The 11952-nt window shown below is 70.8% G+C and carries 9 protein-coding genes; 8 read left to right on the top strand and 1 reads right to left on the bottom strand.

Features of this window, described 5'->3' with window-relative positions:
* Nucleotides 1–235: 235 nt before the first annotated feature.
* The 5 genes from KEG38_RS20955 to KEG38_RS20935 all read left to right on the top strand — a co-directional run bounded on the left by KEG38_RS20955 (nt 236) and on the right by KEG38_RS20935 (nt 8382).
* Entirely contained in the window at nt 236–2518 is a 2283-nt protein-coding gene (locus tag KEG38_RS20955) for a sulfatase-like hydrolase/transferase (protein ID WP_272421511.1), read from the top strand.
* A 100-nt stretch (nt 2519–2618) separates the two neighbouring features.
* A complete protein-coding gene (locus KEG38_RS20950; RefSeq protein ID WP_272421510.1) occupies nt 2619–5276 on the top strand; it encodes a TonB-dependent receptor domain-containing protein in 2658 nt (885 codons plus the stop codon).
* A gap of 14 nt (nt 5277–5290) precedes the next feature.
* Nucleotides 5291–6025 carry a hypothetical protein gene (locus tag KEG38_RS20945; RefSeq protein WP_272421509.1) on the top strand — a complete coding sequence of 245 codons (735 nt, stop codon included), beginning with the start codon at nt 5291–5293 and terminating at the stop codon, nt 6023–6025.
* 395 nt (nt 6026–6420) lie between these two features.
* Complete coding sequence (locus KEG38_RS20940) at nt 6421–7332, top strand: hemerythrin domain-containing protein (protein WP_272421508.1); 912 nt, start codon at nt 6421–6423, stop codon at nt 7330–7332.
* A gap of 363 nt (nt 7333–7695) precedes the next feature.
* Nucleotides 7696–8382, top strand: coding sequence for a hypothetical protein (locus KEG38_RS20935; RefSeq protein ID WP_272421507.1), 687 nt, complete (start codon nt 7696–7698; stop codon nt 8380–8382).
* Here KEG38_RS20935 and KEG38_RS20930 read toward each other — a convergent pair.
* A complete protein-coding gene (locus tag KEG38_RS20930) occupies nt 8379–9563 on the bottom strand; it encodes an acyl-CoA dehydrogenase family protein (RefSeq protein WP_272421506.1) in 1185 nt (394 codons plus the stop codon). The genes KEG38_RS20935 and KEG38_RS20930 overlap by 4 nt on opposite strands.
* Before the next feature lie 135 nt (nt 9564–9698).
* Here KEG38_RS20930 and KEG38_RS20925 point away from each other — a divergent pair, with 135 nt between their 5' ends.
* From KEG38_RS20925 to KEG38_RS20915, 3 genes are all read left to right on the top strand, one after another.
* On the top strand, nt 9699–10340 hold the full coding sequence (locus KEG38_RS20925) for a TetR/AcrR family transcriptional regulator (RefSeq protein WP_272421505.1): 642 nt from the start codon (nt 9699–9701) through the stop codon (nt 10338–10340).
* 87 nt (nt 10341–10427) lie between these two features.
* Nucleotides 10428–10859: a hypothetical protein gene (locus KEG38_RS20920; RefSeq protein ID WP_272421504.1), complete on the top strand. Its 432-nt coding sequence runs from the start codon at nt 10428–10430 to the stop codon at nt 10857–10859.
* 189 nt (nt 10860–11048) lie between these two features.
* Nucleotides 11049–11771, top strand: a complete 723-nt coding sequence (locus KEG38_RS20915) for a hypothetical protein (RefSeq protein WP_272421503.1) — start codon at nt 11049–11051, stop codon at nt 11769–11771.
* Nucleotides 11772–11952 lie beyond the last annotated feature (181 nt).

The raw sequence follows: 11952 nt of genomic DNA, 5'->3' as shown, positions 1-11952 counted from the left end.
ATTTTGGCGACATCGCGGCGGTCGCGAAGCTCTTCCGTTCCCGTTTCGGCGGCATCGCGGCCCTCGAAAGCCGCGGCCGAGCTCCCGTCGTGGCATCGCGGCGGTCGGGAACGCGCCTTTGCGACGACGTGACGCCCTCGCGACCCTCGCGCACGCTTCTTTTGGTGACCTTTCTCATACATTCTCCCCCACAAGCCCGCTTGACGCGCCTCTGCATCGCGCCACCCTGGTCGCGTTGACGCCTTCCGCCCCGCTCGTCCTCTCGTCCCTCCTTGCCCTCGCCCTCGGCGCGAGCGCCTGCAGCCCCAGCAAGGGCCAGGAACAGGGGACGCCTGCGCCCACCACCAGCGCTGCCGCCCCCCAGCCGCCTGCGCCCGCCCGCGTCGTCGCTGACCTCGTCGACCAGCTCCCCGGCTGCGACCTCGAACATCGCGGCCTGCTCCTCGACACCGGCACCGACGCCATGGTCGGCCGCTTCGCCTGGACCGGCACCTCCCCGCGGGGCGTCGAACCCATCGAGCACGACGCCTCCACCTGGATGCGCGTCTCGAACCGCACCCTGCGCGTCACCTTCGTCCTGCCCGAGGCGAGCCCCATCTTCGTCGCCGCTCGCTCCATGGGCCTTGGCGCCCGCGCGGCCACCGTCTCCCTCGACGACCAGCCCCTCGGCACCCTCAACTTCCAGCGCGACCAGATCCGCATCGCCACCACCGGGGCCACCTCGCTCCCCGTCGACCCCGGCGTCCACACCCTCACCTTCCGCTTCATGGGCCGCGCCAAATCCGGCGATCCCCTCGTCGACCTCGACTGGATCCGCATCGGCGTCCCCGACGAGAGCACCGCCACCTACGGCCCGCCCACCCTGCGGGACGTCCTCCTCCGCGAGGCCGCCCTCTCCGCCGTCCCGCACCGCTCGATCGCCCTCCGCGGCCCCGGCGCCGTCCGCTGCACCCTGCGCCTCCCACCGGGGGCCCGCCTCCGCACCTCCGTCGGCGTCCTCGGCCCCGGCGAGGCCGACGCCCGCGTCCGCCTCCTTCGCGATGGCCAGAAGCCCGTCGACGTCCTCACCCAGCACGTCACCGGCGGCGACAAAGCCACCTGGACCGACCTCGACGTCCCCCTCGACCCCCAGGGCGGCCCCCTCGCCACCCTCGAGCTCCGCGCCGAAGGCACCTCCCAGGGCGCCCGTGTCCTCTTCGGCGATCCGGTCATCGTCTTGCCGGCCGCGCCTCCGCCGTCCACCGCCAAGACCCGCGCCGTCGTCGTCGTCGTCATGAACGGCCTCGACCGCGACAGCCTCCCGCCCTGGCATGCCGGCCCCACGCCGCACCTGCCGACCCTCTCCGACCTCGCCCTCACGGCGACCACCTTCCATCGCCACCGCGCCCCGACCACCTTTCCGGGCAGCGTCGTTGGCTCCCTGCTCACGGCCATGCCCCCGCGCGCCCATACCCTCACCGATTTCGGCGCGCGTATGCCGGCCTCGAACACCACGCTCGGCGCCGTCGCCCACGACGCCAGCATTCGCGCGGCCATGTTCACCGGCGTCCCCGCCACCTTCAAATCATTCGGCTTTGGCGAGGGCTGGGAGCATTTCGTCGAATATCCCCCCTACGGCAACGACCCGGCCACCGCGCCCCTCGACGCCGCCGCCACCTGGCTCACCGACGTCCTCCGCCAATCGCCCGAGGCGCGCCTGCTCCTCGTCGTCCACGCGCGCGGCGGACATCCGCCCTGGGACGTCTCGCCGAAGGAGCAAGCGCAGCTCCCGCCGACGCCCTACACCGGCGTCATCGAGCCGCGTCGCGGGGCGCAGCAACTCGCGACCATGCGGAAAAGGAGGGACAAGAAGGACGCCCTCTCCGCGCAGGACCAGGAGCGCGTCCGCGCCCTCGAAGGGGCAGCCATGTCCGCGCAGGACCGCGCCCTCGGTGGCCTCGTCGCCGCCTTGAAGACCGCCGGCCTCTGGGAGAGCACCGTCTTCGTCGTCACCGGCGACGTCGCCGCCGGCGCCTCCTCGCTCTACGCCGAGGGCGACGACCTCGCCGAGCCGCGTCTCACGCTCCCGCTCTACGTTCGCTTCCCGGACGCCCGTTATGGCGGCGCCCACGTCAATCTCCCCACCGAGGTCTGGGACGTCAGCCAGACGGCCCTCTCCGCGCTCGGCATCTCCTTCTCGCGCCCTGGCCTCGGCCGCGACCTCTCCGCCGTCGCCTCGGGCCTCGAGGACTCCTCCTTCGAGCCGCAGATCGCCACGCTCGACGACCGCTTCTCCGCCCGCTGGGGCGAGCTCATCATGACGGGCCGCTACGAGGCCGTTCCGTTCCTCTGCGACCTCGAGCTCGACCCCACGTGCGCCTTCAACCGCCGCGAGACGCTCCCGCTCGCCGCGCAGGCGCTCTTCCGTCGGGTGATGGCGCGCGATCAGTCGACCCGGTCGGACCTGCAGAAGCGCGAGCCGGCGACGATCGACCCGGACACGGCGGCGGCGCTGCGGGTCTGGGGGACGATCGAGTGAGATCCGCCGCGCGGCGTGATTTTCGCATTCCGCTCCCCGCCCTCCCCGTGTAAAGCACCCTCTCTGAAGGGGCCCGACGGAGGATCGGTTGAGGTTCGTTTTGTCTCGATGGTCACACGCCATCGCCCTAGCTGCGGGCCTCCTCGCCACGCGCCCCGCGTTCGCCCAGCCGACCGCGGCTCCCAAGGCGCCGTCGGGCCAGGCGAACGTCACCCTTCCGACGGTCGTCGAGCACGTCGATGCCGTCTATCCGCCGGACAAGCTCGCGCAGGGCATCGACACCACCGTCGAGGTCCTGGTCACCGTCGAGCGCAACGGCACCGTCGGCGACGCCCAGATCGCGGTCTCCGGCGGCGAAGCCTTCGACGACGCGGCCCTCGCCGCCGTCCGTCGCTGGCGCTTCAGCCCGGCCACACGCGACGGCGTCCCCATCCGCGCGCGCATTCGTGTCCCCTTCCATTTCGCGCCCGAGCCGCATCCGCCCGTCCCCGTCCCGCCGGGCGTGCCGACCGTCACCACGCCCCCGGACGCCGCGCCTCCGCCCGGCCCGCCCGCGCCCGCGGAGAAGTCGCCCCCCGCGGACAAACCGCCGCCGGACAAACACCCGCATTCCCACGGCGAACAGCCGGCCGAGCTCGACTCCGGCCTCGCGCTGCCGCACGCCGTCGCCGAACCGGGCAAGCCCATCGAAATCCACGTCCAGGGCCGGCCGAACCCTCCGCGCCGCGGCGCCTCCGACTTCCGCCTCGGCCGCGCCGTCCTCGACAGCGCCCCGCGCCCCACCACCGCCGACCTCCTCAAATCCGCGCCTGGCTTCCACGTCATGCGCCCCGAGGGCGACGCCGTTGCCCAGCGCGTCTATCTCCGCGGCTTCGACGCCGATCATGGCCAGGACATCCAGTTCACCGTCGGCGGCACGATTCCCATCAACCAACCCTCCCACATTCACGGGCAGGGCTATGCCGACCTCAATGTCGTGATTCCCGAGACCGTGCGCAGCGTGCGCGTCCTCGAGGGCGTCTACGATCCGCACCAGGGTGATTTCGCCGTCGCGGGCAGCGTCGATTTCGACCTCGGCGTCGAGGAACGCGGCGTCCACGCCACCGCCTCGTACGGCTCGTTCAATACGAAGCGCCTCGTCGCCATCTTCGCGCCTGCCGGTCAGTCCGAAGAGACCTTCGGCGCGGCCGTCGTGCGCACCACGGACGGCTTCGGCGACGGCGTGCGCGGCAGCATCTCGGGAGGTTTTACCGGACAGTACCGATTCGAGCTCCCGGGCGACCTCTCCGCCCTCGTCCACCTCTCCGCTTATGGGGCCCGCTCCAGCGCCGCGGGCGTTCTCCGCCGCGACGACATCGACCGCCGGATCATCGCTTTCTACGACGCCTACCCCGACACCTCCGCCCGCTCGCAATCCGCCGCGGCCACCCGCACGCAGGCGAGTGTTTCCCTCCAGCGCACCGGCGACGACAACTCCGAGGCCAGCTTCGGCCTCTGGGGCGCCTACGCCACCTATCGCAGCCGGCTCAATTTCACCGGCTACACCCAGCGCTCGCGCCTCCGGCCCACCTGGGCCGGCCGCGGCGACCTCATCGAGCAATCGAACGACGACGGCGGCTTCGGCGCCCGCGCTTCGTATCGCACCCGCCGGTACGAGGCGGCTTCCTGGCTCAAGGCCCAGCTCACCCTCGGCGCCGACGCCGAGGCCCATTCCATCGAGCAGGCGCAAAACCTCCTCGAAGCCCCGCAAAACGAGACCTGGGACCGCCGCGTCGACGCCACCGTCCGCTCCCTCCGCATCGGCGCCTTCGCCGACGCCCTGTTCACCTTCTCCCGCTGGGCGCGCCTGCGCGGCGGCCTCCGCGCCGACCTCATCTCTTTCGATATCGACGATCGCCTCGGCAACCAGATCCCCGCCTTCCGCGAAGAAACCCATTTCGTCGGGTATCGTCGCACCGCCGCCGGCATTGCCTGGGGCCCGCGCGCCACGCTCGAGGTCGACCCCTTGCCCTCCTTGCGCCTCTTCGCCGCGTATGGCCGCGGCTATCGCTCCCCGCAGGCCCGGCAGCTCGAAGAAGGCGAGCAGGCTCCTTTCGCCACGGTCCACAGCTACGAGGCCGGCGCGCGTGTCCAATACGAACGCGCTCGCCTCTCGGCCACCCTCGTCGCCTACGAAACCCGCCTCTCCTACGACCTCGCCTTCGACGCCGAGGAAGGCCGGCTCGAGCGGATCGGCCCGACCACCCGCCGCGGCCTCGTCGCCTACCTCCAGGCAAACCCCCTGACCGGCTTCAACGCCTCGATCAGCGCCACGTTCGTCCGGGCCACCCTCGATTCGCCGCCGCCGCCGACCCCAGAAAACCCCACGCCGCCCTATGTCGAGGGACAATCGCTCCCCTTCGTTCCGCCCGTCGTCGTGCGGACCGACGTCTCCTACCGAAAAACCCTCGGCACGTTCCTCGGCAAACCCCTCGTCGCTCGCGCCGGGTATGGCGCGACCTTCCTCTCGCCGCGCCCGCTCCCGTATGCCCAGGAGGCGCGGCCCGTCTTCGTCGTCGACGCTTCGCTCGGCTTGCGCCGCGATTTCGTGGAGGTCGGCGTCGATGCCACGAACCTGCTCAACGCTCGGTACGCGGACACCGAGTACGTCTTCGTCTCCGACTGGCGGACGAGCGACATCCCCTCGTATCTGCCCGCGCGCCACATTTCCGCCGGATCGCCGCTCACGATCCTCGGCAATTTGACCTTCCACCTTTGAGCCGGAGGTCCGTCATGCGATGTCTTCTGCGCTCGTTTTTGCCGTTTGTCCTTGCCCTCGCCGGCTGCGGCACCGGCACCGGACAGCCCGACGTTTCGTTCCCGGCGGTCTTCGTCTCTGCCGCGACGAACGAATTCGTCGTGGACGACGTCGACGTCATCCTGGACGAGGCGCGTGTGGCCTTCGGGCCGGCTTATTTTTGCGCCAGCGCCTCGGGCTCGGCCACCCTTTGCGAGGCGGCGGTCGGGGAGATTCGGCGCGTCACGGCGATCGACGTCCTCGGGGAAGGGGAGACGCCGCTCGGCACGTACGCGGGGTTCGCGGGGGACGTGCGCAGCGCCTCGTACGATTACGGGATTCACTGGTTCTTGCCAGAGCAGGAGGCCCAGGCTTCGCCCGAGGCGCCGGGCGGGCATTCGGCACGCGTGCGGGGCGTGGCCAGCCGCGCCGGCACGTCCGTCCGGTTCGAGGCCGACATCGACGTCGCCCCGCTCTTTCAAGGCCAGCGCGCCGTGCCGACCACGAAGGTCGAGGGTACGGTCACCGAGGCGACCTCGCGGCTCGAGGTCCGGTTCGACGTCGCATCCTGGCTTTCCGCCGTGGATTTTGGCGCGGCGCTCGATGCCGGCGCCGATCCGTTCGTCCTCGGACCGGGTGCGCGTGACCACGACGCCGTCGTGATCCGCATGGTTTCGACCCACCCCCCGTCGTTCGACTTCGTGGAGGGCGAGGCGCCGGCCGCGCCCTAGCCGTCTGCTCCTTTGTTGCCCGCGCGCGCGCTGTGTGTGCGCCTCGGGTGCGCACCTCCGTGCCACCCGCCGCGATCGACTGCGCCGACCGCGCGCGGTCACGGCTCTTCGGATCGCGCCTACCGGCGCGCGGGACGAGCGGGGTACGAGCCTCCGCGGTGCGCGGCTCGCGGTCGCCTCCGCCTCGGCTCGTTGCCTCGTTTTGCTCGTGCTTTCGCTCGGGTCGCGGCCTTCCGTCGGGGACCTAGACGGCCATCTTTCGCCGTCCGTCCCTCGCATTTCTCGGGGCCCTCGGGGGCTTTGGCATGCCACGCGCAAGGAGCCGCGAGCACGAACGAAGGGCGGCGCCTCGGCGAGGCGCGGCACGCCGAGAAGAACGGATTGAGGAGCTCGACATGAAGGCGACCGACCTACTCAAGCAACATCACCGCGAAGTCGAAGAGTTGTTCCGCGAGATCGAGGGTGCCGAGGACGAGGACGAGCGTGCCTCGCTGCGCGAGGAGCTCGCCAACGCGCTCGCGGCGCACACGGCGATCGAGGAGGAGATCTTCTATCCGGCGGCGATGGAGTCGCTCGGCCCGAGCGGTCGCATCCGTGAGGCCTTCGAGGAGCACGCGGTCGCGGACTTCGCGCTCTACCGGCTGATGTCGGTCAGCGTGGGCGACGAGACGTTCTCGGCCAAGCTCGGCGCGCTCAAGGACATCGTGATGAACCACGTCGAGGAGGAGGAGAGCGAGCTCCTGCCCCAGGCGGAGGGGGAGATGGAGCGTGAGCAGCTTGAGCAGCTCGGCGATCGTCTCCAGTCGCGGTTCTCGGAGCGCCTGGCGGAGGGGCATCGCCCGATCCTGGAGCGGAGCCTGGGCATCGCGGCGCGGCAGGTGGCCACGCAGGCGCCCGGGGCGAAGAAGGCGGCGGCTCCGCGCAAGCGCGCGCCGGCGAAGCGCCAGGCGATGCCGAAGCGGGCGGCGGGGGCGGCCCAGCGTGGCGCGCCCCAGCGCGGCGCGGCGAAGCGTGGTGCGGCCAAGGCGGCGGCGCCGGCGAAGCGTGGCGCGGCGGTCGCGCAGAAGCGGAACGGCGGGGCCGTGGCGGGCGGAGCTGCGCGGACGCAGACGCGCAAGACGGCGGCGGCGCAGAAGGCGCCGGCTGCGCGCGGGCAGGGAGCGTCGCGGACGCAGTCGCAGAGCGGCGGGGCGGCGCGGGGCGGCCAGGCCGGCGGCGCGCGAGGGGCGCAGAAGGGGATGGCGCGCGGTAGCAGCGCGCGGGGTCAGGCGGGGCCGGCGCCGCGCAAGCAGCGGGCGCGGGGCTAGGGTTTCGTGTCCTCGTGGATGGCGGGTTCGGGGGGGCCTGCCATCGACGAGCGCGTGACAATCGCGGGTGGCGGGTTCGGGGGGGCCCGCCGGCCCGCGAGCGTCGAGGCCAATCGTGAATGACGGATCGGGGGGGTCCGCCATTCACGAGCGCGGAGCAAAATCGTGAGTGACGGGTTCGGGGGGGCCCGTCACGCGCGGATTGCATCGCGAAACCGCGCAGAAAATTTCGCAGAACAAAGATTGAATAAACCCAGGGATCCGCATTCAGCATTTATCGCGGCTGGACGGTTGTTTTCGCTTGACCGAGCGAACCATTTCATGTGCTTTTGGGGGCCTCACCCTTGTCTTCACGGAGGTCCCATGACCCGGATTGCTTCTTATTGCATTGCGGCAAGCGCCCTTTTCCTCCTCGCCCCGAGCGCCGCGCTCGCGCAGGAGGGTGAGGCGACGCCGCCGCCCGCGCCCGAGGGGCAGGCTGCGGCGGCAGCGGCGCCGGCGGCCGCGCCTGCGCAGGCTGCGCCGGCGAAGGCCGAGCCCAAGGAAGATCTCAAGGACAAACCCGCGCCGAACTCGATCTATGCCGAGGGCCTCGGGGCCGGGCTTTGGTACTCGATCAATTACGAGCGCCGCGTCATCGACGACCTCGGCGTGCGCGTCGGGTTCAGCTACATCTCGATCGGGGCGACGGTCTCGGCGGGCAACTCTTCGTCGAGCGCGAGCGCGAGCCTGTTGACCTTCCCCATCACGGCCAGCTACCTCGGCGTTCGCAGCGGCAAGCATGCGCTCGAGGTCGGCGGCGGCGTCTCCGTCACGTATGCGACGGCGCAGGCCTCGAACAGCTTCGGCTCGAGCGCGTCGGGCTCGGGCGTGGGCGCGTATGGCAGCGCGATGGTCGGGTATCGTTTGCACCCCGTGGACGGCGCAGGCTTCAACTTCCGCGTCGGCGCGATGGCGCTCATCGGCCCGGGGTTCAACGTCTTCGGCGACGACCCCACCGCCTTCGGCGTCCTGCCGTTCGGATACATCAGCCTGGGCGCGAGTTTTTAGGCTGACTCCCGCGGCAGAAGCAGCGGATTGAACGGCGCTTCCCCCAGGCCCACGCGCGCCGCGTACTCGTAGGCGTCGTCCGTCGCGGCGATGTGTTGCGCGGCCGCGTGAATGTCCCGGAAGCACCGATCGAGCACCGTACCCGCGTAAATCGCGCTCGACCCGCCCGCCCGGAATGCAAACGACGTCACGTCCGCGGCGACCTCGGTCGTATACGTCGTCGCCGCGCGCACGGCCGCCCAATCATCGGGCGATAGCACCCGGCCCGCCTCGGCCCTTTGCATCGACAGCTCGATCACCTCGCGCGCGAGCGCCCGCGCCGCGTCGAGGGCCGCGCGCTTTCGGCCGAGCTCCACCCGGAAGCTCGATTGCGCGGCCAGCGCCTCCCCGTTCCAGGCCTTGATCCGGCGCGGCGCGACGATCGTGATCTCTTCGAGCGCCCGCCGCGCCACGCCAAGCGCGAAGCCGATGTGCCCCGGCGCCACGAGCGCGATGAACGGCAGCTCGAAATAGGCCTGCCCCCGCTTCCGTGCCGCCCCCGGATACGAGCACGTAAAAGCCTCCTCCACGAACACCGACTCCATGCGGTAATGGTTGCTCCCGCTCCCGCGCAAAAACGCGGTGTTCCACGTATCCTCGATCGTCACCCGCGACACCGGCACCGCGACCTGCACGAACGACGGCGGCCCGACCTGCGCCGGCTCCTCGATCGTCGCGGCCGTGTACACCCAGCTCGCGTGCCGGATTCCGCTGCCGAATCCCCACCGCCCCGTCACCTCGAATCCCCCGCGCACCCGCCGCGCCTTCCCCATCGGCACCTGCAGCCCGGCCGACGTCGTCATTCCCGCGGCAAAGATCTCACGCGTCGCCGCCTCCGGCAGATAAGCGCCCATCATCCCGTTCATGATCGCCCCGATCATCAGCGCCCAGCCTGCGGACGGGTCCGCGTGCGCCATCGCCTCGTACACCACGAGCTGCGTCCGCCCGTCCGCGCCTTGCCCGCCCACCTCCTTCGGCGCCGCGAGCGCGAACAGCCCCTCCTTTTTCATCACGTCGACCACGGCCGGATGCAGCGTCGCGCCCTCGTTCGACGCGTCCGCGTGGGCCTCCGCGACCGGGCGCACCCGGGCGACGGACGCGAGCAGGCTGGTTTCGAGCACGTTCTCGGTTCCCTTCGTCATGACGGTTCCCTCCGGCGACCGGGGTTCTTGGCCGGTCATGCCCATGTAGACAACGACAACATGCCAAAGTTTCCGCCGTCAACATCGAATGTTGCGACTGTCAACATCCGCCTCGGACGTGCTAGGCTCGGGGCCGTGCCTCGACGCCCGCCTCGCCCGTATCACCATGGGGACCTGCCTCGTGCCCTTCGGGAGGGCGCGCTCGCGCTCATCGAGGAGCGCGGGCCGATGGGGTTCACGCTCCGCGAGCTCGCGCGCCGGATCGGCGTCTCGCATGCCGCGCCGTACCGGCATTATGCCGACAAGCAGGCGCTGCTCACGGCGCTCGCGGCCGAGGGGGCGCATCGCCTCGCGGACGCGGTCGACGCCGCGCTCACGGCGGCGGGCCCCGACCACCGCGCGCGTTTCCTCGCGGCCGCGCATGCGTACGTGCGTTTCGCGATCGACCACCCCGGGTATTTCCAGGCGATGTTCTCCGCCGACACCGACCCGAACGACCCTGCGTACGTGAACGGCCGCGAGCGCAGCCTCGGCCTGCTCTATCGCTACATCGCCGACGCGCAGGCGGCGGGGTATTTCGGCGAAGGCGAGGCGCTCTCCTACGTGATCCCCGTCTTTGCAATGCACCAGGGCCTCGCGGTGCTGGCGATGTCGGGCGCATTCACCCCGCTCGGCATGACCGACATACGCGCCGCGTCGGACCTCGCGCACGGGCGCCTGCTCGACGGGCTCACGCGCGCGCCCGAGGCGAAGGGCAAGCTGCGCACGAAAGCGTGAGGGGCGCGCCCTTGCGATCTTCCGTGATCGCGCCGTGCCGTGCCATCCTGGCATGGCATGGTGCGCACGAGGATCCTTCTGTCTTCGATGGTGGTGGGCCTCATCTCGGCGGCGAGCGCGTGCTGGCTCGGCGACTACCAGCCGCCCACGGGCCACGCGGGCGGCCCGGCGCAAGGCCCCGAGGTCCGCTGCGGCGACGACGTCTGCGGCCCCTCCGAGGTTTGCTGCGTCGAGCAGGGCGACGCCCCCACGGCCGCGTGCAGCCCTGCGAACGCCTGCATCTCCCTCCCGATCCCGTGCGACGGCCCGGACGACTGCGCGCACGTGGGCGGCATCTGCTGCGGCCTCTGGGACGAGGTCGCATCCAAGTACACCGCCGTCGAGTGCTCGGACGCCTGCAGTAGCAGCGATCGTGTCCCGATCTGCCGACTCGACCGCGACGACGCCGATTGCCCCACGGGCCTCGATTGCAAAGAGGAGCGCCTCTTCGGCCCGGGGTTCGGCTACTGCGCGCCCTAGCATACGCCTGGTATCCCCGCCCCGTGACATCCGGCCACGCCCGTCTGGAAACGGCCGTTCTCAGGGCCCCCGCGTCCCGCGGCAAACGCCGGGCCCCGAGCCCTTTCTACGATGGCCTTGCCCTTGCACAGAGCGGGGGCACACGCCAAGTAGCCACTTTCCAACGCCTTCGCCTCGGGATATCCCGCCATGATGCGCATCTCTACGCAGCTTCTCGCCGTGGGCACCGTTCTCCTCTCGACCTTCCACGCGAGCCTCGCCCAGGCGCAGTATTACCCGCCGCAGCCTTACCCGTATCAACAGCCTTACCCGTACGGGCAGCCCGCTCCTTATCAACAACCCTACCCGTACGGGCAGCCCGCTCCTTATCAACAGCCCTACCCGTACCAGCAGCCGAACCCCTATCAGCAGCCTTATCCGGCGTACGGCTCGCAGAACTACCTCGACACCGGCAATTCACGCAAACCCAAGCACCAGCTCACCCTGCGCGTCTCGCCCGGCGCGAGCTTTCATTTCATTCCCGGAAGCTCGGCCCAGCCGGCCTTCGCCCTCGACGCGGCCCTCGGCTTCCGGGCCGGCGTCGCCTCCTATACCTCCATCTGGACCGAGGCCGGCTACGCCTACGACACCCAGGGCCCGGGCCATTTCGTCGCCGTCGGTGTCGGCCCGCTCTTCGGGACGAACCAGACCTCGGTCGGCATCCTCGAAAAACTCGTCATTGGCGACGTCGCCGGCGGCCTCGCCGTCGGCCCCCGGACGAGCCTCGTCCTCATGCTTTACAATGGCGGCCTCGCGGCCGAGGTCGGCCATCAATGGATCTACAGCAACGTCGCGGGCGCCGGCCACAACGAGCTCCGCCTCCAGGTCTCGGTCGACCCGATCACCTTCTTGATGCGTTTCATGGGCCGGTAGCCCCCACCCCGAACGGATCGAGCCCCCGGCGCACGCCCGGGCCGTCCTTCAGCCCCAGGCACACTCCGCCCCGGCAAAACCCCCGTCACGCGCCTTTCTGCGCTCCCCCCTTGCTCTCCGACCTTTTTCCTGAGAAGCCTTCCGCCGCGCGGCCTCCGGATCCCTTGTCACTCTCTGTGCC

This window comes from Polyangium jinanense, assembly GCF_028435265.1.
Lineage (GTDB): Bacteria > Myxococcota_A > Polyangia > Polyangiales > Polyangiaceae > Polyangium > Polyangium jinanense.
Note: the sequence above shows the minus strand (reverse complement) of the source record. Positions and strands in the feature narration are given on the sequence as shown.

Bases quoted from the DNA above. Each gene is read 5' to 3' on its own strand.
- KEG38_RS20930 (WP_272421506.1), bottom strand. From the start codon at position 9,563: ATGACGAAGGGAACCGAGAACGTGCTCGAAACCAGCCTGCTCGCGTCC.
- KEG38_RS20920 (WP_272421504.1), top strand. From the start codon at position 10,428: ATGGTGGTGGGCCTCATCTCGGCGGCGAGCGCGTGCTGGCTCGGCGAC.
- KEG38_RS20935 (WP_272421507.1), top strand. From the start codon at position 7,696: ATGACCCGGATTGCTTCTTATTGCATTGCGGCAAGCGCCCTTTTCCTC.
- KEG38_RS20915 (WP_272421503.1), top strand. From the start codon at position 11,049: ATGATGCGCATCTCTACGCAGCTTCTCGCCGTGGGCACCGTTCTCCTC.
- KEG38_RS20940 (WP_272421508.1), top strand. From the start codon at position 6,421: ATGAAGGCGACCGACCTACTCAAGCAACATCACCGCGAAGTCGAAGAG.
- KEG38_RS20945 (WP_272421509.1), top strand. From the start codon at position 5,291: ATGCGATGTCTTCTGCGCTCGTTTTTGCCGTTTGTCCTTGCCCTCGCC.